Below are 25,750 nucleotides of genomic sequence, written 5' to 3'. Positions count from 1 at the left end.
CTCAATATTTGACAATAATGATAGAATTTTAAACGCCAATGATTCGCCCACATAAAAAATTTATACTTAATTTTATCTTAATGTAAAGCAGGTAAAGTATGTTCTGCTCTCTAATGATAAGTACAAAAAGGTGATTCAAATCATGCCAAAATTTAAGCCCATTCATCTTCTACCACAATCTGATTTTTATACCATTATCAGCAATCAAGTGAAAGCGCATGGTAAAAAAGAGCATGGCGGTCATTTTTTCACCAAGCAAGATAATATGATTAAGGCGGTGACACAACTTAAGAAACATAAGAATCCCGCCCTGGAGGCCCAATTACGTGACATGCTGCTGGCCCGGGCAAATTATTATCTGGCCGTTTTTAATTATTCAGGCCAAAGCATTTCCAGCGATCAACAAATTCAAACCTACAAAGAAAACTATCTGAGGCAACAGAGAGCGTTTTTAATTTATTTAAAAAGCCTTGATGCAGAATTAGCAAGCACCATTAAAAGAGCTCTGTCGGAAGGTAATATCGCTCTGGATAATTACAAAAATTTAAATAATGAATACCTGACCACCTTGTTAACCTTCGGCATGACAACGGGTCATAAGGACAAGCCAAATATCATCCATTTATCCCATGAAGCGGTTAAGATACAGGAGGAAAAGCCTCTCGTAACAACACCTCTACAGCCTAAAGAACAGGTTATTGCTCAATTAAGACAAATGAACATTGAACCCAAAGAAACCTACACTGATCCTTTTCAGAATAAAATAATAGAATTGAATGAAGATGAATTGGAAAACCTAAAAAAAGTTACGAAAACAAGTAAGTCTTCCTCTCTTGTTGAGGAAACAAAACCTGATTCAGTCCTATTAAAAGAAACATTGCTCAAGAGCGACTCTGAAAATAAGCGTACATCCCCCTCTACTCAGGAAGCGCAAAAAATTATTTCAGATAGTCATGTCAATGTAAAAGGGCGCATCAGACAATTTGAAGTCGCCAAAGAATTACAAGATGCCAATGTGAATGTAAAAAAGCGCATCCAGGATTTCGAAAAAAAGACTGATGAAACAAGGAGCAATGTTCAAGCTCGTAAAAGAGCCATTGAAGCTCAGGAGATGATACGTGCCAATCGTGGTGAAGGTTTCGTTAAAAAGATAGCGGAGCAGTTTCCTCTTTCAAATTCAAAGAAGCCAGCCGCCTCAACTCGCGAGACTGAAGCACAACCCCTTAAACTGCATGTTAGTGAAAACGATAAAGCCCTGGCCATACGTCTTCAAATCGAAGAAGCGGCAGGGAATTTGGGCATTCATGTTAATGAGCTTAAAGAGATTTATTATCCCGGATTAACGGAGGCTGAAATCGCCAAACATATTCAAGAACAAAAATTGCAGGAAAACGATTATCATCTTGCCCTTCGTTTGCAAGCCAATGAACTACCAAAGCCTGAAATGAAGACAAGCCCAAAGACAGATGAGGAGCTTGCGAAAGAGTTACAGGAGCAAGAATTTGATGCTCAACAAAAACATGAAAAGGTGCATATGCACTTTTATGCTTTTCACGCCTTACAACGGATCAATCAAGTCTCCATTCAAATGATGTATGATGCTGCATCAAACCGGTTCTTGTTCAATTTTGCGATAAGCCAAAGTATAAATGTATTACAATGCTATGGGATGTCCATTAACGGACAAATATTAGGCAGCACCTATCAACAATACAACGAAGTGAGCTCAGTGCATGGCAGCATAACGGGAACTTTGACTCAAAAAGATCTTGAAGTGGATGGCTTACAAATTGGCGCTTTGACCGCCGGTTTAGCTGACACAAACGGCCTGCTTAAAGGTTATGGTCAATTGGGATTGTTTGCTGCGAAAGCAGAGTTTGACTTATCTGCCAAATCCTCTGTTCAGCAATCACCTACAGAACCTGTAAGAAGGGTTCCCGTCAAATAATTTAAGTTGCAGCCGGTTGCTTACCTGAATTTAATTTTATATATAATTTTTTGCTCAAACCGTACGGGAATTTTTTATGCCGATAGATAAGAACAAACCTTCAATGGAAATTTTGCCTGAGGAAACTATCTTACATATAACCTCATTTATTCCATTTCAATTTTTCAAAAAAACGGCCCAGGTAAATGCCTCGCTTGATCGATGTATACATACAACCACTCAACAATTAGCCAAAACCAATAGGGATGTGAAAGATAAATTAACACTGTCTCTTCAGAGCTCTTTCAATCAAAATAATGTGAAGTCAATACAAACGGCTATCATCAAGGGCGCTGATATTAATACTGAGATAACCTATCAAGAAAAAGAAGAAGCACAAACCACGGAAATTAAAGGCACCATTGTGTCTTTTGCAACAAAAATCGTCTGCACTTCCTCGGATAATAGTCAAATGGATAGACTTGATTTCTTGTTAGCCCATGGAGCAAATCTGGATATTTTTGATAGCGAAAACGAATCACCGTTAATGATTGCCATTAGATTAGAGCGGTTAGACATAGCCCGACAATTGATTCAGGCCGGCGCAACTATAGATATAGCGAATAAAGATGGGTTTACAGCTTTTCATATGGCGGCTTACGTTGGTATAGACTATGTAAAATTGCTTTATGAAGAGAAACAAAAGCAAGGTCAATGTATCGATATCCATAAACAAGGTAAAGACAATGGGTTCACTCCTTTACATGCTGCTGTTGAAGGTGATCAAATAGAAGTGGTTCAATTTTTGTTAGGTTTAAACTGTGATACAAGTATAACGAACAGTAAGGGTCAAACTGCTTTACAACTGGCTGAAGAAAAAGGTTTACATCATATCGTTGAACTTCTGCCAACTTCTCCATTAACCATTAAATTTTAAAAACTTTAGATGTAAGGTTTTTTACAAGAACAATTTGTTTGTTTTTAAATCTATGTGTATAATTAAGTCGTAGCCACTAACGCAAGGAAGCTATAAATGGGAACAAACCAGTTTGTATTCCTGGTTCTGCAACCATAACTTGTCGTTGGGGTCTGAGATGTACTGAAAATGACTAACTACAATTTAAAATAAGGAAGGCTATTATGAAAACAATAGCATTATTATTAGTACTTGTTGGTTCCACTGCTATGGTAACCAGTTGTGGTTTGTTTTGTCCGGAGTGTCCTAGCTACACTAGCACCAAATAAGTAAGAAACCTGATATAACCACAGCTCTTTTGCAAAGCTGTGGTTATGATAGACAGCATTTTTTCATTTATTACTTCAGATAAAATTTTATCAAACATATAGGTGGTTTTATTTTGTTCCACTTAGTGTCTTTTATTACTCTCATATTACTTAAAAGAGCTCGTGACTTATTCCTTGATTGTTTTTATTATTGCTCGTGATCAAAGTCAGATTTTCCAAGGAGCAAATGTGATAATCAATGCAAAAGAATTAATTGAATTTAGTTTTAGACTGATTGATATACAGATTAAAAAATATAAACAATTGGCCACAGCTGGCGTTGGCCCGGACGCAAAAATTAGTGCGGCGTTAATTCAGGCGCAAGTAGGCGAGCTTTTAACTCACTTAAATCATGTGTTGTCGTTAGACGAAGTGGATGATAAAGAATTGCTGGCTTTTGCACAAAACCTTAAATTTTATTTAAATTGTGAATATTTACGTGGACGTGCCGGATGGTTATTGGATGATAATAAAATTCATAATACCGTTTATGAGCGAGTCTCCAGCCAGTTGGAGGAGTTGAAAGGGATTTGCAGCAATGAACCTTTGCCTGACATTAATGAAACATTACTTTCCCCATTTCAGAAACAATACTTGCAGGATAGTCATGAAATTGCATTTCTTATTTTAGATTTAGCGACCAAGCTTAAAGAAAACCCAAACAGAAAGGATTTTGGCTCAAATTACAACTTAGGTCATGGTTTAAAAATTATGCAAACACATGCCGCTCCCAATGGAAGATACCACAACCCAGAAATTGGAAATGAAATTAAGCAGAAATATGAATTGTCAAAAGATTTTTTAGAAAACTCTCCACTGCAAAAAAGTACCAGGCAATTGAATAAAGATACAGCAAGAGAATATGAGAAAAAAGATAAAAAGGAATTTAAGCAATTATTAGAACAATTCTTGCAAAAATACCCTGAGAGTAAGCTTGCAAAGGAGGATTTTAAATGGTTCAACGTAGCGACTTTAGATAAAACGAACAAAGCCAACTCCTCAAAAGCACTGCGCAATTGGGGTATATTTACCATCGGGGTGATAACAACAGGAATTGCAGCAACGTGGGCGATGCAAAACATGTGTGCCCAAGAAGAAAGCAGCCAAAACTCTTGGTGGTCTGGCTTGTAAATAACACAATACGGACAAATTTTTGTAATAGCTCAACCCGCTATGTTGGCGACGACACAAACAGATAATTCAAGTTATGGCCGTTCCCCGAAACAGGGCTGAGCACTTATCTTATTTCAGCAATTTACACTCGAAGGGAATTGTCTTCCTCTTCTGTTTCCTCCTCATCTTCGTCTTGGCTTTTATCTGCCATTTTTTCACCATGTTTTGCCTCGGGAGTTAAATAAGGATCTTTCGAGAATTCGCTGGGCACCCAGCCTGTTGCGAGAGTACCGGCATACAGGAGATCCATTAAAAATGCTGCGGTGCAGATAAATTCCTCCTCTTCATTACAATCCAAATCTTGAAATAACAAAATAGCGGCAAGACTCAGCTGTGTTAATGCAATTAGTCCTTGCAAAACATGTAATGTTTTTTCACTTGCATGCGTATCACTCCGAAAAATGGTATAAAAAGAGATTAAGCTCTGGGCAAATTTGGCCGGAACGAGTGTGGCTGGTGAAAGGGATTGAACGCTGGAAGCAATAACCTGGGTAGCACCACAGGCACGCTCAGCATTGCGATGCGGGCTTGATGAAGAAAATGCTCGGATAGAAAGATGTTTGGAAATGGTTTCAAAAAAACCGGTCATGAAAAACTCCTTTTAAGAAAATTACCTCGGTTGTTTCCAAGTCTATGACAAACACTTAAATAACTCATGTTACGCAGCTTCGTCTTTTTTGCCTTTTTGGACGCATTTTGGAATTTCAAATGCTCATTTACTCCATGTAAATTGCGCTTTAAAATTCCAAAAAGCGTCCAAATGTTCTAAAAAATGCTGTGCGCATAACATGAGTTAAAAAAGTAAAAAATTATGTATCATGAAAGCGTCCTCAAGGTCAATTTGAGACAAAAATCAACCACAACCTTGTTATCTTGAAAAAGCTAACTGCTCCTATGACAAAATCCGCTCCAGCACCTGAGCGACCCATAATCAAATTTATCAAAAGACAGTTCACAAATATCTTCTGTTGCATAATAAAATCACTCATCGAGAACGGCAGTTAACATGACTCTCTATTTTTGTGGATAAGTGTATTCATCATTCATCCTGATTTTCATTGAACCATGCTTAAAGCTCAGGGCCACCATGGCCTTACTTTTCATTTTAATTGCCCTTTGTTATTCACAAATTCAGTGGATAACTCTGTGAATATTTCGTGAAATGAACATTGCTTTTACATCACCAGACTGCTTTTTATACCCCACTCGGGAAAAAAAGAAATATGCGGCAATAAGGATTCTAGTTCCTCATCCTGTAAATATTCTGATCGTTAGGCTAGGCAGCGAAAAAGGTGGAAACAGAGTCCTGTACTGCCATTGTATCGTTAAAGCCCAGTTTGATTAGCTCGCGGGTGAATTCTTTTTCAAATAAGAGAAAACTCAGTAAATCACCGGAATGACGTTTAGCACCAAGAAAATTAAGCAAAAGACGTAATAACATTGGAATACTGTTGTAATGCGACTGAGCAATGGCCGCTATATCCACACTTGGCCGTAAATGTAAAATTTCAACGATTCGCCAGGGCGATTGCTGTTGTTTTTCCCTCGGTAACAAGCGGGCAATATTGTTCATGTGGTTAATCATCTCAATGTCTCGATCGAGATTATCTAAAAACAAGCCGTTTATCATGCCACTTAAAACACGTGAAAAATCAATGTCACCGTCGCGTAATTTGTCTGCTTCATCTTTCTTTAATTGCCGATTTCCAATAACTAAAACTTTATCAACTTGACAATGGATTGCTCCACGAAGTGGCGCCTCTAACCCTAAATGACCATCTCCATAATGAAAACCATCTATTTTTGAAGGCGGAAAGAACAAAGGCAAAGCAGTAGAGGCCAGAAAATACTCCATTTCCAGGTTAACCCGTTGACTACTATGAAGTGGATGGTTCCAATCCGCAAAATCTTCTGCATGATGTTGGTAGAAGGATATGGTTTTTTGAGTTTCATAACAACTGCTGATGATTTCAATCATTTCTAAGTGCTTATTTTTAATGGCACTTCCCACATTCACAAAATCAATGACGTTATTAAGAAATACACGTAAAGGCGAGGTATCAAGAATATGCCCTAATAACCGTTGCTTAAAAAGCATACTGCTCATGTTACGTATGACCGTCTTACTGAGTGCATAATTACTGGTCTTAAAAATTTGCGGACAAGTAATATCACCCCATAACTCAGTTAACTTATTAACACCGGCGAAAAAATCCAGTGCATTTTCAGCTAACACGGCGGTATTAATGCTGCCGACACTGGCTCCTGTGAGTATATTAAAAGGAATTTGCTTTGAGCTTAGAATTGTACTGATTGCTTTAAGAACCCCAGCCTGATAGGCTCCTCGGGCTCCACCTCCAGCCAGGTAAAGCGCTATTTTAGTCATTTCTAATATTTTAGAGTGGAAGATTAAGAATATAATCTGCTTGCAGGCCATTGGCAAGCAACGGCTTAACTTAAGAAACATGAAAGGCTTGTCGAAAATCCACCGCTATTTGCCATTTGAAAAAAGTCTTTTGATAAGCTACGTTCAGAATGGACGGTTTGATAATCCGTTTTAATTAATCAAAAATATTAAGGAAAACAATTCATGAAAAAAATAATACTGCTTTTATCATTTATAACAGGATTTTCATTTTCAATATTGGCTGCTGCTGATACCAACACCATGCAGCAAACTGCGCCATCCAATCCATCTGCTACAAAAATCAGTGAAGGAGATCTGAACAAATTTGTTAAAACTTATAAAGAGCTCGTGCAAATTCAACAAAAATATCAGCAAAAACTTCAAGCTAATCAAGGAAAAGATGCTCAACAGCTGGAGCAAAAAGCTTATAAAGAGATGAATGAAGCCGTTAAAAACAATGGGTTAACCCCTCAACAATACAATCAAATTGCACAACAGATACAACAAAATCCCCAGTTACGGAAAAAAATTCAAAGCATGCAATAAATGCTCTCCTCTGACCGGTCTTATGACGGCTTCAAAACCTCGTAAGGCCATAGGCGAAAACAAATGGATGCGATAGATAGGCATTCTTTATGTGATATCTCATATATCGACATGCATCCCCTGGCATCAGGGTAAACGCATCCAGTGGCACAATATAAAATCAACATGTTCAATTCATCGCTTTATGCAAGGAATCCAACACAGCACTTGATATGAGTTCGTTTGGATGTCGCGCATAAAGCACAGCAGATAGGGCTTTTTGTGATCAAAAATTAGATGCGCTTGTTCTGCCCTAGCCTTAGTTTTAGTTTTAGTCAAATTGATATATTTGCAGCACCAAGATTCATATACACAATGTTCGAATAATAAGAGAAACCAAGGAAAATACATAGGGCAATGAAAAATTTTATAGCCATATTTCTCTAATGAAGTTCAAACCATCAATAAAGCGATGTTACGTAAAATTATTCCAAGAGCGATTGGGTCTTTATCTTGGAATAATGTATTACAAAGAAGATGATTATAAGGTGTTAAGTATCTGTATCGATGGTGTTATTCGATATCTATTATTGGTACCAATACAAGTTAACTTATCTGATAGAGAAATTTGGCAGAGAAAAATTGAAACATTTAATAAAAAGACTGCAATTCAATCTTTTTTATTGAAAACTCACATTGAAATTAAAGGCAAGATCAATAATAAATTAGGGGCATTGCTTTGATCACTTTTAGCCTTTGTTTAATTTTCGTTGGCGTCCTTTTTTCATCGAATAATACACAACCATTAAAAATGTAATAATAACAGCAATTCCATAGCTATAAAGACGTCGAGGAGAAGTAATCGGCATCACATCCTGGAAAATTATAGAAAAGATGATTGGTCCAATTAATACAAGATCATAAGCAATTAGCGCTCCAAATAGCGGCCAGACATTTTCCCAACAAGAGTCGCGCTACCTCATGAAAGATTTTGGGACATCCAAGTCACCAAAATCGACTCGCCAACGCGCGAAGTGTTTGGGCCGCGAGCGTCCTGTTACGGCACGTTTGCTCTGAACGAGCAAAGCGTACGCCTTCACCAATGACTTAACGGCTGCAGAAAGATTTTTTTAACATCCCTTCGGGCTGTTTAAAAAAATCGCAGCCTATCGCGGACTACGCGCCTCGGCTTTCAGCCTTCCATGGCGCGCAGCGTTTGAAAAAAATGCTCAACAATGTTTCACTCTTTATAAGTATGATAATCATATATACTATAAACTATTGGAAAAATTTCAATGAAAAAAATTCTGTTTGGATGTCGGCTCGTTTCTTGTTTAATGGTTTTAACACTGGTCATTCACTGGAAAGTACCTGTAATACCATTTCAGCTGATACTTCAGCAGCCTGATATATTGAACGGATGGATGGGTTGGACCCTATATTTTGTTATAATGGGTGCTTTATTTTTCATCTTAAATCTGATAGCAGCAATCGGACTATTTGCAGTTAGGAAATGGGGTTTTAAAATTGGTTATTTAGCTATCATTTGTTCGAATCTTTCTGGAATTAGTTACCTGCCCATTAAGTTTTTTCTATCACAACCATCTATTATCCCAATGATTATTATAAACTTAGTCCTTTTATCGTATGTCATATATTTAGATATTTCATCCCGAAAATTTCTCAGATCATCTCAATCTCCGAAAAAATATTTTAAAAAAATAGCTTGTTAGGAACATTCGGGATAAAGTATCAATTGACAATTGCTCTTGCCATATCCTATAAAAACTAATGGACATTTGAAGTTATGGATAGCTCAGAACAGGTTGATTTTCCTGGAGCTCCTTTACTTTTTTTTCATTTTTCTTTAATTGTTTCTCTGAGAAATTATCTAAAGGCCGCAGAAGATATTCATACGCACAAGCCAGGCAAAACATAAACAATACCCCTCCCCCACAGCCGCCAAAAGCACCCACCAGTGAGAATAAAACAGCGGATTCCACTCCCCCAAGGGCACCTCCTGTCGCTGCACCGGTGCATCCACCAACCACGCTGAATCACCCAATGATAACTCCTGGGGCAGGATTGCAATTTTCTGGTTCTTCGTTATAAAAAAGACTTTCACAACAAGTGTCTGTTCTGTCAATGCCGTTTGCCAGAGGTTTCCAACATGTTTTTTCGGCGGAGTCGAGTGTTTCCTGGTACTGTCGAAACTGAGCAATTACTTGCTTATAAGTGCTTTTCTCAGGGTTTTTTCCTTTAAATTGGAATGCAAATTGCCTGTTGCTTTCTTTAAAAAAACGATTCAATGTCGAATTGCATTGAGCAAGTCTGCCTATATCTTTCAGATTCAGATAATCAAAAATCTGATCTCTTATCGGCAAGCCAAGATCATCAAACAAGGGATCGGACGGTAGTTTTTCTTGTTCTGAATTAAACAGGATATAGAGCCATTCAAACATCTTCCCCGCCCCTTCTTTATCTCAGCAAAATGGTGGTTCAGAGTATACAAAAATAATTTGGCATAGCATAATAAAAAAGCCCGTTCGGAGTTTTAATGCTTTATAAACGAGTAAAATCGAGAAGTACGAGGCAAAATCAAACAAAAAGCGTAATACTAGCAGCCTATTTCTTTGGCTGAGATGATATGAACTCTTTTTTCTGCATATTTTCGTGTTTTTTGGCCTCCTGAGGTATTCTTATCTATCCTAGCGCCTTCTAAAAAATTAATCCATTTTTTTCGTATTAGTATCCTCATATGTCTGCTCAATATCCTCTTTGAGACTTTGGGACTTTGTCTCTGCAAAAAATAAAAAATTATTGAAAGAGGGTTGTTTATTCTCTTTCACCGCACAATGCTTAAATTTAATATAAAATTTAATGAGAAAATTATCCATCAAAAGCTATTTTGCTGATTGTTTTCATGGTGATGAAAAGCTTGTCTTTTTTATCTACATACGGGATAAAACCCAACTTTTCATAAAATGATTTTGCTTTATCATTTTTAGCCTCAACCACAACAGCCATTGAGGCGATTTCCTTGCTCTTGATAAAACATTTTTTTAAAGCATTTACCAATAAAATTTGCCCCAAACCTTTAAACTGATATTTTTTATCCAAAGCTAAACGACCTATTAAAGTAGCAGGAATTAGAGGGTAGCCTGGCAACTTTCTCGATATACTTCCTGGCAGCTCATCTAATGGAATAATTGTGGACGAAAGAGTATAAAATCCTAATACAACATCCGATTGCTCCTCAGTTAAAACATAGACAGCCGCTATCCTTCGTTTTATATCCTGGCTTGCTGTATGTTTTAAATAGTTATCCAGCTCTTCTATACCACAAGAAAAATCAGATTTTATATGACTTTTCTCTAAGAGAGTTATCTTATAAACTTGCATTATGACGCATTTATTCTTTGACTATTTTGTTGTGATGTTTTACTGCAGTTATTAACCTGCTATTTGGTTTTGAATCCTCAATTAAGCTTTTCACGAAAAGATCCTGATCCGTTTTGGTTAGCTCGATAATCTTATGCTCTTTGATAATTTTTTGTGCCGCATCCTTTAGTGTTTGAATAACAAAATCTGATAAACTACTACGCCCTGATAAGGTGGCTGCTTTTCTAAATAGCTGCTTATCTTCGGGAAGGACCCGCGCTTCAATTCTTGCTGTTTTGTTTAATTCCATATCTGAATATTTCATAATACTTTCCAAATCTATCTATTTAATAAATTGTACGTCATTATTCCGTACAAATCAAATGCATCTATTAATTCACTCATGTTACACACAGTATTTCTTAGAAGACTTGAACGCAAGCTATGTAACATGAATAATTCATAGAATTGTAGATATACAAATAGATAGTCACACCTGGTGTTAAATATCGTTTTAGTAGATGGGTAGGCAAAATCACCTGTTCATCAATAAAAGATAAATTTTAAAAGAAGGCTTTCTAAGTCTTAGCAGCGTTAGATTGGAGCAAAGAAAATGGGGCAGGCTTTAAACAGACATGATTTCCATACAATTGGTGCCACCAGATTTGCCGATAGTTGTTCCTCTGGTTACCAGCACCTGACTATCTTTTTTTAATCGCCCACTTTCCACCAAATATTGAATGACATCCTGATTGAGTTGTGCAAGCTTAAATGAACGAAAATCAAGATAAATAGGAAAAACATTGTTTACCAGGCTTAAGCGGGCGACGGTCCTTTCATTGGCGGTTATGGCAAAAATAGGTATGGCACTTTGTAGCCTTGACATCCACACGGCTGTTGCGCCAGATTCGGTTAAAGCAATAATGGCGTTCACCGGAAAATGATTAGCGGTGTACATGGCTGCCATGGCAATGGCATGATCAGTACTCTGGTAATGAAAGGAATCCATGTTCGCCTGATAAAGAAATTCGGCATGTTTTTCCGCGCTCATGCAAATTTTGTCCACCATTTGAATAACTTTAACGGGGTATTCGCCGGTTGCTGTTTCAGCCGAAAGCATGACCGCATCTGTGCCATCAAGGATGGCATTCGCTACATCCGAAGCTTCGGCGCGAGTAGGCTGTGGGCTATGTATCATTGACTCCATCATTTGAGTGGCAGTAATGACCACTTTGTCCATTTGCCGTGTTTGGCTGATGATTCGCTTCTGAATAGCCGGCACTTCTGCAGCTCCAATTTCCACACCTAAATCACCCCTTGCTACCATGATGGCATCGGCTTCCTGAATAATTTCATTTAAGTGTTCCAGCGCTTCACTGCGTTCAATTTTGGCAATGATGAGTGTTGGCTCCGCCTGTAGTTGACATAAAAGCTCACGGGCATGGCGAATATCCTGAGCATCCTTCACAAAGGATAATCCTAAATAATCGACTTTGGCATTCACGGCAATTTCCATGTCAGCCTTGTCCTTATCGGTTAAGGTTCGAGCGGCCAGGCCACCCCCTTTACGGTTTAATCCTTTCAAATCCGATAAAACGCCGCCGTCTATGACACGGCAATGGACTTCAGTCTGCTGAACCGACTCTACTTCCAGCTCGATCAATCCATCACTCAGTAATAGCCGATCGCCAATATTGACCTCCTGACAGAGGTCGGGATAAGTCACAAACACCTGTTTGCTGTCTCCTAACAGGTGCTTATTCTGGCAATTGAGGGTGAATTTTTGTCCGTTGACCAAGGTTACTGATTGGTGTTTAAATCGGCCGATTCGGATTTTTGGACCCTGCAAATCAGCCATGACAGCTAAAGGATGCTTCAGTTCTTTAGCTATTTTGCGGGCAGATTGGATTAAACCGAGAGCCGATTCGCTGGCATGAGAAAAGTTAATGCGCAGTACATCCACGCCGGCTGACAGCATTTCGCGCAAAATCGACTCTGATGCTGATGAAGGGCCAACGGTAGCAATGATTTTAGTTCGACGAAGCATATTCCTGTGCTCTTTCTTGTAAAATGGCCACAGCGGGTAAAGTCTTTCCTTCGAGATAACTTAAAAAAGCCCCGCCGCCAGTAGATATATAGGAAATTTGTTGATTAAGATCATAAAGATCAATGGCTGCCAGCGTATCTCCTCCACCGGCGATGGAGAAAGCATTACTTTGAGCAATAGAGATGGCCAGCGCGCGTGTTCCATAGGCAAACTGCGGGTATTCAAACACCCCCACCGGACCATTCCAAATAATGGTTTTTGCTTCATTGATGAGATCTATATAATGACTGACAGTATCTGGGCCTATATCCAATATCATGTCATCCGAAGCTACATTGGCAAGTGATTTATTAAAGGCAGGGCAGCTTTCGCTGACTGTTTTACCCACCACCACATCGGTAGGCAGATAGATTTGGCATCCATTGCGCTCAGCTATCGACAGAATCTCTCGTGCTTCCTCAAGTAAATCTTCTTCGCAGAGGGAGTTGCCGATTTCATGTCCTTTGGCTTTAAGAAAAGTATTGGCAATACCTCCACCAGGAATTAAATAGTCCACCATACTGACCATTTGTTTTAGCAGGCTGAGTTTCGATGAGACTTTGGCTCCACCTACAACGGCAACAATTGGTTTTTCCGGATCTTTAAGTACATGCTGTAAAGCTTCGATCTCGCGCAATAACAACGGGCCGGCAACGGCAATAGGCGCATATTTAGCCACACCATAGGTCGAGGCTTGTTTTCTGTGGGCGGTTCCAAAAGCATCCATGACAAAAACATCACAAAGATTAGCCAATTGCCTGGCTAAAATTTCATTGTTTTCCTTTTCTCCCCGATTAAAGCGAACGTTTTCGCAAACCACTAGTTCTCCTGGATTGACATCCAGCCCCTGTATATATTCACTCACAAAGCGAACGGGATAATCAAGATGAGATTGTAGGTAATCTGCAACAGCTTGCAAGCTGAATCGTTTTTCAAACTTGCCTTCCTCCGGTCGCCCCAGATGGGATAAAACCATAACCGCAGCCCCTGCATCCAAGGCTGTTTTTAAAGTAGGAAGAGCGGCTTGTAAGCGCTGATCGCTGGTGATGAAGCCATCTTTAACCGGAACATTCAAATCTTCACGAATCAAGACTCGCTTATCCGTCAGATCAATATCGCTCATTTTTATTAAATTCATGCCTTATCCTTAACAGTGCATTATGTATTTGGCAGTATCAAGCATTCGGTTTGAAAAACCCCATTCATTATCATACCAGGCGACCACTTTCACCAGATTAGCCAATACTTTGGTCTGTGTACAATCAAAAATCGCAGAAGCCGGATTATGATTAAAATCGCAGGACACCAAAGGGTCTTCATTGATTTTCAATATATCGCTCTGCGCCTGCCTGATAATATCATTGACTTCTGAAACAGAAGTTTCACGTTTTGCCACAAATGTTAAATCCACGACAGAAACATTCAAGGTAGGGACACGCATGGCAAAGCCATCCAATTTGCCGGCAAGTTCAGGCAGAACAAGGCCGACTGCCGCAGCAGCACCAGTTTTGGTGGGAATGATGGATTGCGTGGCAGAACGAGCACGTCTTAAATCACTATGACTTCCATCCAGCAACATTTGATCCTTGGTATAGGCGTGAACCGTGTTGACTAGACCGTGCTCAATCCCCAGTGAATCCGCCAAAGGTTTCACAATCGGTGCCAGACAATTGGTCGTGCAGGAAGCATTGGAGACGATTAGATCCGATGCACTCAGAGTCTGGTGGTTAACTCCGTAGACGATGGTGGCATCGGTATTTTTAGCCGGAGCCGAAACCAATACTTTTTTAGCGCCCGCACGAATATGCTTCATGGCCTGTTCTTTTTGGGTAAAAAATCCTGTGCATTCAAGAACAATGTCTATATCCAAATCTTTCCAGGGTAATTGTTCGGGGTCACGCTCAGCAATAATTTCAATGGATTGACCGTCCACTATCATCTTAGAGTCAGCTACCTCAACCTGGCTGGTAAAAGGACCATGTGTGCTGTCATAACGCGTTAAATGGGCTGCAACTTCTACACCTGACAAGTCATTAATTGCGACTATTTTAAAATCATTTTGGCGCTTGTACTCAAACAGAGCACGTAAAATACAACGTCCAATTCGCCCATATCCGTTTATTGCCACTCGTATTGCCATAGCTACTTCTCCGAATTACATAAAAAATTATCTGCTTTTTTAAATAAATATAGTCAATTCTTCATTTCCTCGACTTTGTGAATTTTTTCCGCTTACGAATCACCGTGACATCGACCGCGGTCCATCACCAGTATATTTATCAAATATCCAGTATTTTCCAAGACTTGATAGGATTGGCCTTTTTACGGAGCTCATATCAAGCCACGGGGATTGGTAAATTTTTCACAAAGTTAACATTGCAACATTTGATTTAATTGTTCAACGATGTGCTCCGTCGTCAAGCCTAGAAATTCATAGGCTTTATCTCCTGGAGCAGAAACCCCAAACCGATCCAGGCCAATGACGGCACCATCCAGGCCAACAAATCGATACCAATATGCACTGCTACCGGCTTCTATAGCTACCCGCTTACGAACGGTTTTAGGCAGCAGTTGTTCCTGATATAGTTCATCTTGTGTGAGAAAGCGTTCAGCACAAGGCATGGAAATGACCCTGATTTGCTTGCTTTTCTCCTTTTCCAGCTGAGTGGCTGCTTTAATGGCTAAATGAACTTCTGAACCAGTGGCAATCAAAATGGCATCAGGTTGTCCTTTGCATTCCTTAATGACATAGCCTCCTTTTTTAATTTTCTCTGCTGAATCAGAAAGATGGGATAAGGCAGGCAGAGTCTGACGCGACAGCAGGAGTGAGGAAGGTCCGTTGTGATGCTCCAGTGCCTGTTGCCAGGCAACGGCCGTTTCCACTAAATCCGCCGGACGCCATACTTGCATGTGCGGGGTCATACGCAGCATGGAGGCATGTTCAATCGGTTGATGGGTAGGACCATCTTCACCTAATCCAATAGAATCGTGAGAAAAAACATAAATTACCCGTTGTTTCATCAAGGCACTAAGTCTTACGGCATTACGTGCATAGTCAGCAAACACCAGAAACGTGCCCCCATAAGGAATAAAACCACCGTGTAAGGCAAATCCGTTCATGATGGCCGCCATGGCAAATTCTCTTACGCCATAGTATAAATAATTTCCAGAGAAATTCTGATGATTGACAGATTGACTTCCAGACCAGTCTGTATTGTTAGAACCGGTAAGATCAGCTGAGCCGCCCAGCATTTCCGGTAAGGTATCCGCATAAAAATTAAGACAATGCTGAGAGGCTTTACGAGTTGCCATGTCTTTATTATCGGTTCGGCATTGTTCAATAAACTGGCTTGAAGAACTGAGCCAGCCATCCGGTAAATCACCGTTGATCCGCCTTAAAAATTCATTGTATTCTTCAGGATAATATTCTTTATATTGCTGATTTTTCACCAGCCACTCCTGTTCATCTTTTCTTCCTTGTTCAATATGATTCCATTGAGCATAAATTGAATCTGGAATAACAAAAGGCTCATAAGACCAATTCAGGTATTCGCGTACTTTTTGTACGTCTTCTGCACCTAAAGGAGCGCCGTGTGATTTTTCACTTCCAGCCTTTGAAGAACCAAGACCAATAATGGTTTTACAGATGATAAGAGTGGGTTGATGTGGGTTGCTTCTTGCAGCAAGAATCGCTTTCTCAATGGCTTCCATATCATGACCGTCCACAGCATCTATGACTTGCCAATTGTAGGCTTCAAAGCGTTTGGCCGTATTGTCGGTAAACCAGTTTTCCACTTTTCCGTCAATGGAAATGCCATTATCATCATAAAAAACAATGAGCTTTCCTAATTTTAAAGTACCTGCCAATGAACAAGCCTCATGAGAAATGCCTTCCATCAGACAGCCGTCACCAGCAAAAGCATAGGTGTAGTGGTTCACAAGTTCACATTTATCACGATTGAATTGATGAGCCAGTACTTTTTCAGCAATGGCCATGCCCACGGCATTGGCGAGGCCCTGGCCCAGAGGACCTGTGGTGGTTTCTACGCCTGGCGTATGATCATGTTCGGGATGGCCGGGGGTTTTTGAATGGAGTTGACGAAAATGTTTTAGCTCATTGAGTTCAAGTGAATAGCCGGTAAGATGAAGCAGAGAATAAAGCAGCATTGAGCCATGGCCATTGGACAGAACAAAACGGTCCCTGTCAAACCACAAGGGGTTTTCAGGATTATGTCTTAAGAATTTTTTCCACAACACAGTAGCGATATCCGCCATCCCCAAAGGCATGCCGGGATGTCCTGACTGAGCTTTTTCTACTGCATCGATACTTAATATGCGAATGGCATTGGCTAATTCTCTTGAAAAACTCATGCGATCTCTTCTTGTATTTAACAGAGGCACTATTGTCTCTCAGAAGACAGAAATCAGCAAGTTTATCCGAAACACGATCTTATTCAATTTTTATAGCCCCCGTTCAGAGTTTTTATATATCAAAACTCATTGTGGCTATTATTTGATGTGGAGCAAAAGCAGGAAGCAGCAGGTTGTTAAACCAACAGGAACATGCTATTGATAAGAGCACAAAAATACTGACCAGGTTAGGGCCTGCTTTTTTATTATTTTATGTCGGCGGCGTATCATGATTGATGCATTTTTACAAGGAAGCCCGAAAGCCTGCCAGGGCAAGATCACGAGTGCCTTTAAATTAAACTGATTATGTGATCTCATAGCTCCTTTATTTATAAAGGAGCAAAAATGTCATCATTAGTAGAATGTTTTTCAATAATTCGCGATCCACGTCAAGAAAGCAAAATTGATCATGAACTGATCGATATCCTTATTCTGTGTGTTTTAGCAGTTATTTGTGGAGCTGAAGGCTGGCAGGATATAGAAGAAGTTGGACATGCTCGTTTAAATTGGCTTCAAGAACGCGGTTTTTTTAAGAAAGGCATTCCAGTTGATGACACGATCGCCAGGATAGTGTCCAGTCTCAATCCAGAAGAATTACAAAGCTGCTTCATTAAATGGATGGCAGCAGTTGAAGAAGCAACCGACGGTAAAATTATAGCAGTTGATGGAAAAACCCTGCGTCATTCATATGACAAGAAAAAACGTAAGTCTGCGATTCACATGGTGAGTGCATATGCTGCTGAAAATGGCGTTGTTCTCGGTCAAAAAAAGACAGATGATAAATCAAATGAGATTACGGCTATCCCAGCTTTACTTGATTTATTGGATATCAAGGGTTGCATTGTGACCATTGATGCCATGGGTTGCCAAGAGAAAATTGCGGAAAAAATAGTTAACAAAGAAGCAGACTATGTACTGGCTGTAAAAGATAACCAAAAACAACTTCACGAAGAAATAATCGATTTTTTTGAAACATCTCGCCGATTTGAATTTAAGAATGTCCGGTATGATTATTTTGAGGAAGCTCATAAAGGCCATGGTCGTGTCGAGCTGCGCCGATATTGGATTAGCGACATGTTGGATACTATTAGCAATCCTGGACGATGGGCTTCTTTGCAAGGCATTGGAATGGTTGAATCAGAACGTTATATCGATGGTAAAACAACTTCTGAAACCCGATATTTTATTGTATCAATAGCTCCAGACGCTAAAATATTTGCTAATGCAGTTAGAAAGCATTGGGCTGTCGAGAATCAGTTACACTGGGTGCTCGATGTGTCATTTAGAGAAGACGATTCTAGAGTCAGGCGAGACAATGCCTCGGAAAATTTCGGTGTGTTTAGACATGTTGCAGTTAATGCGTTACGTAACGAAAAATCATGTAAAAAAGGGATAAAAGCCAAGCGGTACAAAGCAACCTTGCAATCTGATTATGCACAGAAAGTACTAAATGGTATTTTTTGAGCACTCATGCGTTTGCCCTGGAAAGCCTGCTAGCTTCTAAAAAGGAATTTAACGGTATGCGGTATTTTTTATTGTTGGTCTTTATATTGACGGGTTGCCAGGGGGGATATTATACAGGCCCCGTATCGGATCATTTCGATGGTAAAAAATTTTACTACCCGGGTGAAAGAGAAAAGCCAAGAAGTTTTACCCGCGATATTTATAATATTTGGACCGCTGTTTTCCAGCCTCTCTGGTATCTTCCCAAAGATGTTAAGCCATATTCTATTTGTCCTTCTCAAATTAAGGGAATAAAAATCAGTTTTATTAATCACTCAACGGTATTAATTCAGTCCAAAAAAATCAATGTTTTGCTTGATCCTATTTATTCCTATCGGGCCAGTCCTTTCTCATGGATTGGGCCAGCCAGAGCACATAAGCCTGGCATCCATTTTCAGAATCTTCCGAAAATTGATGTCGTACTGATTTCTCATAATCATTATGATCATATGGATGTATCTACCCTTAAGCGTCTTGATAAAGCCTTGCATCCTTTGTTTATTGTGCCCTTGGGTAATAAGATTTTCCTAAAGCGATTTGCTATAAAGAATGTGAAAGAGCTGGACTGGTGGCAGGAGATAAAGATAAAAAATACCCGCATTCATTTTTTACCGGCTCACCACAGCACTCAACGCTGGTTGCATGATTATAACTACACGCTTTGGGGCTCCTACGGTCTGCAGATGGGAGATAAAAAAATTTATTATGCTGGTGATACAGGTTATGCCAATCATTTTAAAATGATTCGTCAACATTGGGGACGTCCTGATTTTGCCTTGATACCTATTGGAGCTTATAAGCCGCGTTCCTTGTTAAGAGTCAATCATATTGATCCATTTGAAGCGGTGAAATGTCATCTGGAACTGGGAAGTCGTTTATCCATGGGAATTCATTGGGGTACTTTTAAACTCAGTGAGGAAAGTGTTAATCAACCGGCAAAAGATTTGATTTTAGCCCGCGAAAAATTAGGGGTGTCGCCAAAAGCATTTATTTTGCCCACTGAGATTTTTTTTAAACCATGAACACAGTTTTTTTTCGTTTTTATGCCGCCTTAAATGATTTTTTGCCAGAGCACAAACGCCAGAAGGAATTTGCCTATGAATTTGCCGGCAATCCGGGCATTAAAGATGCTATTGAGGCTATTGGCGTGCCTCATCCTGAAGTCGAATTGATCCTTGTCAATGGAGGAGAAGTTGATTTTGATTATCAATTGTTGCCCAATGACCGAATTTCAGTCTATCCAACTTATGAACAACTTAAGCTTTCTGCCGGATTGTTGGCAAAATCCATCGAGCCTAAATTTATTTTAGATGTGCATCTCGGACGATTAGCCAAATATTTACGCTTGATAGGTTTTGACTGTCACTATGATAATAACCTATCTGATGCAGAAATTGTTGACCTGGCTCAAGAAGAAAAACGTATCATTCTAACTCGCGATAAAGGTCTTTTGAAACATAAAAAAGTAAGTCTTGGTTATTGGATAAGAAACACGAATTCAAGAAAACAGTTGGCTGAAGTGGCCATGAAATTTGATTTATTGGCTTTAATGGCTCCTTTTTCGCGCTGCCTTGAATGTAATAGCAAGTTAAAAGAAATTCCTTTGGTCAGGGTAAAGCATTTATTGCCTGAAAAAACTCAGCGCTATTATAAAACCATTGCACATTGCAGCAATTGTGGCAAATATTACTGGCAAGGCTCTCATTATCAACGTTTAAGCCGCCTCATTGATGCGCTTAAAAATCATCAGATTTAAATTTGCCTCGCGACATCCTCCATGCTCGTTTTTTATGCTGCTAAACGAACATTATTCCTAAAAAAATCAAAGCTTTTATGCGGGAGCAAGGCGGGCTACCATTAACTAAATGGCATCTACGAGATTTCCTTTCCGCCAGTATTGTATAACATTTTACTTTCTGCTTTTTTTTTGGGAATATGCTTCTCTATTTGATCTTTAAATAGAGTATATGGATTTATTAATTAATCGTTTGAAAAATTTAGGTCTTACAGATATCCCTGCTTGCAAAAGCAAAAATCTGGATGCATATTTTTGTCAGTGGGAAGAACAACAAACGCCTCTATTTTATCGTCGGTTAGTGGATCAGAATCACGTCATCAGCCTGGAATATAGCGTTTTAAAAAGCCAACTCACTTCCGAGCTTAAAAGTGCGGTCAACAAGGAATCCATTGCTCATCAATTGATGTTTGTTTTCATTCTTGCGCAGCTATTGGAATATATCAATTATTTCTATCTTAAGACACCGAAAGAAGTTCGTCGTTTCCGCCAGGATCAGGACTGTTATTTAAGCTGGCTGAAAAAATGGGACTATGGTTGGGAGGAGCCGGAGAAAAAGAAAAAGCTTAAAGGAGGAAAGCTTGCAGTCAGCAGCAAAATACGAGAGCTAACCTCCACTGTTAACTGGCCAAGACTTTTACTCATTCGCATCAAGCGAGTTCTCGATGTCTTGACCACGGTTATTGAGAGCAACAAAGCGTTTACTCGTTTTGTGTTTATAATGGATAAATTTTCCAATCCTGTGCTTCCTTATCTTGCCTGGGCTTTTTATGTTCCACGACTCATGACCAATCTATTTTTATGCTTCAAACATGTTTTTCCGGGATTCTGGATGAGCGAGGAAGAAAAATCCCTGGGGTGGGCATTTCGTTTAAAAACACAGCTAAAGCGTCGTTGGTTTGAACTTGCCAATGACTCAGTCTGGCTGACAATTGGGGTTATCAATTGTTTTATCCTTGTGGGTGCTCTTGCTCCGGTTGCCGCCTATTTAACGGTTGCTTTATATACGTTTGATGTTTTACTGGCCGGTATTCGCGCCTATATTGAAATGAGCAGGCTCAAACATTTAAAAAGCCAATATGCAGAGATAATAAAAGCAACAGCTTCTGAGGATCAACACGAAATAAAAGCTTATCAAGCGTCTCTTAATGCAAGAATTAAGTATGAACGTTTACGACTTGGTTTGAGCGTGGCAACCACCAGTTCTTTATTGCTGACCATGTGTTTGACGCTGCCCTTTTTTGCCGCCATTAATCCTGTCATTCCCTTAATTGGTGTCATTCTGGTGGTCGCAGTCTCTATCGTCAGTTATGCACTGGGAAAATACTTTGAGCGATACAAGCCGGATGACAAAATTTCGGCATTTAAGAAAAGCAAGGAAGTTGGCCGGGTATCCCAAAAAGGCATCTTCGCTCGCTCGCCCAAACACCAGCCGCTTTTACGCTCCCGCTCAGAAAATGATCTGAAGACAGAGACAGATATAGAGGTCCGTTGGGGCATGGAGTAGTGTTTGTTTAAATGTTATTCTTAAAAATTTTATCACACAAGGAACAAGATACATGTCCGCTATATTGCCGCGATTTACCATTGATACAGCGCAGTTCCCCAAGTCACTGAAGACCAAATTGCAAGATAATCTGCAGCAGATTTCCTCTTTGCTGGAAAACGACCAGCATTTTACCTGGGATAATTTAATGCGCCCTCTAGAGGACATGGATGATGAGCTGGAACGGTTCTGGACGCCCCTGTCTCATTTGCGTGCTGTTGTTGATACTGTGCCCCTGCGCAAGTGTTTTCAGGAATGTCTGCCCTTACTGTCTTCTTATGAGGCAGCTATTGGTCATAATGAAGCCTTATATAGAGCCATCAAATCCCTTGACCGTACAGCCCTGGATAAAGCGCAAAACAAGATCATTGATGACTGCTTGCGAGATTTTGAGTTATCCGGTGTTGCCTTGCCCACTGAAGATAAAAAGCGCTTTGAAGCCATTCAAAGTCGTTTATCCGAGTTATCCAATCAGTTTGAAAACAACATTCTGGATGCAGAAAACAGTTTTCAGTTACATATCAAAGAAGCTTCACGCTTGAAAGGTCTGCCCGAGCATGCCATGCATACAGCAGAGGAAACGGCAAGGGAAAATAAAATGGAAGGTTGGGTTTTAACGCTGCAATTTCCTTGTTATTTAGCGGTAATGACCTATGCACAAGATCGTAAACTGCGTGAAGAAATGTATTTTGCTTATGTGACCCGCGCCTCTGATGAAGGACCGGATGCGAATAGATTCGACAACAGCTCTGTCATGAATGAAATACTTAAGCTGCGACATGAAAAAGCAAAACTGCTGGGATTTGCCAACTATGCAGAATTGTCATTGGCCACAAAAATGGCAAAATCACCTCATCAGGTGATGGAATTTCTTATGGATTTAAGTCAGCGGGTATACCAACAAGGACAACGTGAATTTCAACATTTAGAAAAATTTGCTGCTGAGCATCATGGAATCACCTCGATTCAGCCATGGGATGTCGCCTATCTGTCAGAGAAAAAAAGGCAGCGACTATATGCTTTCTCGCAAGAGGACTTACGAGCTTATTTTCCCCAGCAGAAGGTTTTTGCAGGCATGTTTGCCATTGTCAATAAACTTTATGGTATTCAGTTTGAAGAAGTGGAGGGAGTTGATATCTGGCATGCCGATGTGAAATGCTATCGTATTCTTGATGAACATAAGACGCCACGAGGCTATATATATACCGATCTCTATGCGCGCTCGGCCAAACGAGGAGGAGCCTGGATGGATGCCTTACAAAGCCGGCGCAAATTGAACGATGGAAGCATTCAGCTTCCTATAGCCACCTTGACTTGCAATTTTGCCAAAGCTTCTGTCAATAAACCTGCCATGTTATCTCATGAAGAAGTGCTTACCATGTTTCATGAGTTTGGTCATTGCCTGCATCATGTATTAACTCAGGTAGATTATCTCAACGCCTCAGGAATTCATGGTGTCGAGTGGGATGCCGTTGAGTTTCCCAGTCAGTTTTTTGAAAACTGGTGCTGGGAAGAGCATGCTTTGTCTTTTTTAACAGCGCATGTTGAAACCGGAAAACCATTGCCAAAGGATTTATATGATAAATTATGGGCAACCAAAAACTACCAATCAGCCATGGCCATGTTGCGCCAGCTTGAGTTTTCCTTGTTTGATTTCAAAATTCATCTTGATTTTCGTCCACAGGATGATTTTATCATGACAACCCTGGCTGAAGTTCGAGAACAAACCTGTGTAACCCCGCTTGTTTCCTATAACCGTTTTCCTCACAGCTTCAGTCATATTTTCGCCGGTGGCTATGCCGCTGGGTATTACAGCTATAAATGGGCTGAAGTCCTTTCAAGCGATGCCTATGCGCGTTTTGAAGAAGAGGGTATTTTTAATGGCGAAACAGGACGCGATTTTCTCCATTTTGTGCTTGAAGCTGGTGGCTCTGCACCAGCTATAGAGGCTTTTATGGCCTTCAGGGGGCGTGAGGCTGAACTCGATGCTTTCTTAAGGCACAATGGCATTCAAGCAGAAAAAAGCTAAAATCGAACTCCCAGTCTTTTTTAACAAGAAAGCGGGGGAAGAATCGTGGTTAAAAGGAAGAAAGCACGCATTTACCCACGCTTTTCCCGCTTTCAATCAACTCATGGGCGCGGCTTAGATTGTTGGCATTGATGGTTCCAAAATGATTTGCCGCCGTTGATTGAATAATTTTTTTATCGACCAGTTCCGCCAGGGTATTTAAAATATCGTGGTGTTTTTGCATATCTTCTGTTTGATATGTGGGGCGGGTAAACATAAACTCGCTGTGAATGGACACGCTTTTTGACTTAAAAGCCATCACATGAAAGTTCTGAGGATCATCAATAAAGGCAATTTTACCTCTTGGCGCTATGATTTCGGCATATTGCTCTATATAATCCTGAGTATGTGTCAGGCTGATGATGGCATCGACCGCTTTAATCTTATTGTCGTTTAACTGAGCTTGAATATTTTGTCGATGATTGAGTGTCAAATCAGCCCCTAAACTTAAAAGCCATTGTTTCGATTCTTCCCGGCCAAAACTGGCAATCACATGACATTTCGTTAATGTTTTTAAAATTTGCAGCAATATAGAACCCACGCCTCCTGCTGCACCAATGACCAGAACATTAAGTGGTTCATCCTTAGGCAAGGCCAAACTGTCAAAAACCAGTTCCCAGGCCGTTATCCCTGTTAAAGGCAAGGCGGCTGCCTGCTCAAAGCTGATGGTTTTGGGCTTGTGCCCGACAATGCGCTCATCCACCAGTTGATATTCGCTATTACTGCCATCACGAGTAATATCTCCGGCATACCATACTTCATCACCCGGTTTGAATAAACAGACCTCACTGCCAACCTCTTTAACAATACCTGCTGCATCCCAGCCCAAAACCCTGTCTTGTTGATTTGCTTGTTTGAGCCTGTTTTTTACTTTATAGTCCACAGGATTAACAGAAACGGCTTTAACCTCAATGAGCAGATCCCTTCCTTTGGCTTCAGGTTGGGCGAGTTCAACGTCTTTAAATCCTGATTGCTCCTGCGCATTGGTAGCAAGATGATAAACAACGGCTTTCATGAAAATGTCCTTGTTATTTATGGATCCCATTATATTATAAAAATAAAGGAAAATTGACCATGATGAGAGAGAGGGTTATTGGAAGTAAAACACATTGCTTGTTAAGTGTATGCCGCCTCTTTGATTTTATGTTATAATTAAATAGTAAAGGGGGCGACCTGGCTTCGACGCGGGTTGCGAAACCTGAAGTGCATGCCGAGAATGAGAACTCTCGTAAAAAAGACTCACTTAAATATAAATGCAAACGATGAAAACTTTGCAGGTGATGCTATCGCTGCGTAAGCATTGATAGATAAACCGCACAGCGTGCTGCCACAAAACCAGCACCCCGTTGACCGAGCCTGCTTATCGGTATCGAATCAACGGTCATAAGAGATAAGCTAGTGTTCAGCCCTGTCCCGGGACTGAATGCAAAACTTAAGGGAATCGCCGTTAACCATCCTGCCTGTCGGAGGGGAGACGGTTAAAATAAAAAGACAAGGCTAAGCATGTAGACCTGAAGGCAGAGGACTTGCGGACGCGGGTTCAATTCCCGCCGCCTCCACCAATTATTAAAACCACTCCTGACCACCAAAGACCATCATAAACTCTTGTAAATCAAAGGGTTAAAGCTCGTTTTTTCTCTATTAA

The 25,750-nt window shown here is 40.1% G+C and carries 20 protein-coding genes and 1 other RNA gene; 10 read left to right on the top strand and 11 right to left on the bottom strand.

Annotated elements, in window-relative coordinates; genetic code table 11:
- The first annotated feature begins 142 nt into the window (after positions 1-142).
- The 3 genes from E4T55_RS08140 (at position 143) to E4T55_RS08130 (ending at position 4,342) form a co-directional block, all read left to right on the top strand.
- Entirely contained in the window at positions 143-1,948 is a 1,806-nt protein-coding gene (locus tag E4T55_RS08140) for a hypothetical protein (RefSeq protein ID WP_058501061.1), read from the top strand.
- Between the two features lie 76 nt (positions 1,949-2,024).
- Positions 2,025-2,864, top strand: coding sequence for an ankyrin repeat domain-containing protein (locus E4T55_RS08135; protein WP_058501062.1), 840 nt, complete (start codon positions 2,025-2,027; stop codon positions 2,862-2,864).
- A gap of 470 nt (positions 2,865-3,334) precedes the next feature.
- Positions 3,335-4,342 carry a hypothetical protein gene (locus E4T55_RS08130; RefSeq protein WP_058501063.1) on the top strand — a complete coding sequence of 336 codons (1,008 nt, stop codon included), beginning with the start codon at positions 3,335-3,337 and terminating at the stop codon, positions 4,340-4,342.
- A 124-nt stretch (positions 4,343-4,466) separates the two neighbouring features.
- Here E4T55_RS08130 and E4T55_RS08125 read toward each other — a convergent pair whose 3' ends face one another.
- Both E4T55_RS08125 and E4T55_RS08120 read right to left on the bottom strand, forming a co-directional pair.
- Complete coding sequence (locus E4T55_RS08125) at positions 4,467-4,973, bottom strand: hypothetical protein (RefSeq protein ID WP_065235971.1); 507 nt, start codon at positions 4,971-4,973, stop codon at positions 4,467-4,469.
- Between the two features lie 687 nt (positions 4,974-5,660).
- Complete coding sequence (locus E4T55_RS08120; protein WP_058501066.1) at positions 5,661-6,770, bottom strand: patatin-like phospholipase family protein; 1,110 nt, start codon at positions 6,768-6,770, stop codon at positions 5,661-5,663.
- Between the two features lie 204 nt (positions 6,771-6,974).
- Between E4T55_RS08120 and E4T55_RS08115 the strand changes: the two genes are divergently transcribed.
- Positions 6,975-7,337: a DUF4168 domain-containing protein gene (locus tag E4T55_RS08115; RefSeq protein WP_058501064.1), complete on the top strand. Its 363-nt coding sequence runs from the start codon at positions 6,975-6,977 to the stop codon at positions 7,335-7,337.
- Positions 7,338-9,121: 1,784 nt separating this feature from the next.
- On the opposite strand, the gene E4T55_RS08110 is transcribed toward E4T55_RS08115, so the two are convergent.
- The 8 genes from E4T55_RS08110 to tkt form a co-directional block, all read right to left on the bottom strand.
- Positions 9,122-9,367 carry a hypothetical protein gene (locus E4T55_RS08110; protein ID WP_058502043.1) on the bottom strand — a complete coding sequence of 82 codons (246 nt, stop codon included), beginning with the start codon at positions 9,365-9,367 and terminating at the stop codon, positions 9,122-9,124.
- A gap of 6 nt (positions 9,368-9,373) precedes the next feature.
- Positions 9,374-9,778: a hypothetical protein gene (locus E4T55_RS08105; RefSeq protein WP_058502042.1), complete on the bottom strand. Its 405-nt coding sequence runs from the start codon at positions 9,776-9,778 to the stop codon at positions 9,374-9,376.
- 427 nt (positions 9,779-10,205) lie between these two features.
- Entirely contained in the window at positions 10,206-10,718 is a 513-nt protein-coding gene (locus tag E4T55_RS08100; protein ID WP_058502041.1) for a GNAT family N-acetyltransferase, read from the bottom strand.
- A 10-nt stretch (positions 10,719-10,728) separates the two neighbouring features.
- A complete protein-coding gene (locus tag E4T55_RS08095) occupies positions 10,729-11,022 on the bottom strand; it encodes a type II toxin-antitoxin system TacA family antitoxin (RefSeq protein ID WP_058502040.1) in 294 nt (97 codons plus the stop codon).
- A gap of 300 nt (positions 11,023-11,322) precedes the next feature.
- Entirely contained in the window at positions 11,323-12,744 is a 1,422-nt protein-coding gene (pyk, locus tag E4T55_RS08090) for a pyruvate kinase (protein WP_058502039.1), read from the bottom strand.
- On the bottom strand, positions 12,728-13,921 hold the full coding sequence (locus E4T55_RS08085; protein ID WP_058502038.1) for a phosphoglycerate kinase: 1,194 nt from the start codon (positions 13,919-13,921) through the stop codon (positions 12,728-12,730). The genes pyk and E4T55_RS08085 overlap by 17 nt, the downstream gene beginning before the upstream one ends.
- Positions 13,922-13,930: 9 nt before the next feature.
- The gene (gap, locus tag E4T55_RS08080; protein WP_058502037.1) at positions 13,931-14,923 is read right to left on the bottom strand and encodes a type I glyceraldehyde-3-phosphate dehydrogenase; all 993 of its coding nucleotides are present in this window, start codon (positions 14,921-14,923) and stop codon (positions 13,931-13,933) included.
- Between the two features lie 230 nt (positions 14,924-15,153).
- Positions 15,154-17,154 (bottom strand): transketolase, encoded by a 2,001-nt coding sequence (gene tkt, locus E4T55_RS08075; RefSeq protein ID WP_058502036.1) that lies wholly within the window; start codon positions 17,152-17,154, stop codon positions 15,154-15,156.
- 384 nt (positions 17,155-17,538) lie between these two features.
- Between tkt and E4T55_RS08070 the strand changes: the two genes are divergently transcribed.
- From E4T55_RS08070 to E4T55_RS08050, 5 genes are all read left to right on the top strand, one after another.
- Complete coding sequence (locus tag E4T55_RS08070) at positions 17,539-18,657, top strand: ISAs1 family transposase (protein ID WP_058500405.1); 1,119 nt, start codon at positions 17,539-17,541, stop codon at positions 18,655-18,657.
- A gap of 56 nt (positions 18,658-18,713) precedes the next feature.
- Positions 18,714-19,718, top strand: a complete 1,005-nt coding sequence (locus tag E4T55_RS08065; protein WP_058501865.1) for an MBL fold metallo-hydrolase — start codon at positions 18,714-18,716, stop codon at positions 19,716-19,718.
- A complete protein-coding gene (locus E4T55_RS08060) occupies positions 19,715-20,452 on the top strand; it encodes a Mut7-C RNAse domain-containing protein (protein WP_058501866.1) in 738 nt (245 codons plus the stop codon). Before E4T55_RS08065 ends, E4T55_RS08060 begins: the two co-directional genes overlap by 4 nt.
- A gap of 211 nt (positions 20,453-20,663) precedes the next feature.
- Positions 20,664-21,998 carry a hypothetical protein gene (locus E4T55_RS08055; protein WP_058501867.1) on the top strand — a complete coding sequence of 445 codons (1,335 nt, stop codon included), beginning with the start codon at positions 20,664-20,666 and terminating at the stop codon, positions 21,996-21,998.
- A 52-nt stretch (positions 21,999-22,050) separates the two neighbouring features.
- On the top strand, positions 22,051-24,066 hold the full coding sequence (locus E4T55_RS08050; RefSeq protein WP_058501868.1) for a M3 family metallopeptidase: 2,016 nt from the start codon (positions 22,051-22,053) through the stop codon (positions 24,064-24,066).
- 49 nt (positions 24,067-24,115) lie between these two features.
- Here the strand turns inward: E4T55_RS08050 and E4T55_RS08045 are convergent, their stop codons facing one another.
- Complete coding sequence (locus E4T55_RS08045; protein ID WP_058501869.1) at positions 24,116-25,120, bottom strand: zinc-binding alcohol dehydrogenase family protein; 1,005 nt, start codon at positions 25,118-25,120, stop codon at positions 24,116-24,118.
- A gap of 149 nt (positions 25,121-25,269) precedes the next feature.
- Here E4T55_RS08045 and ssrA point away from each other — a divergent pair.
- Positions 25,270-25,667: a transfer-messenger RNA gene (gene ssrA, locus E4T55_RS08040) on the top strand.
- Positions 25,668-25,750 lie beyond the last annotated feature (83 nt).

This window comes from Legionella israelensis, from assembly GCF_004571175.1.
GTDB lineage: Bacteria > Pseudomonadota > Gammaproteobacteria > Legionellales > Legionellaceae > Legionella_D > Legionella_D israelensis.
This window is presented reverse-complemented; position numbering and strand designations above follow the sequence as displayed.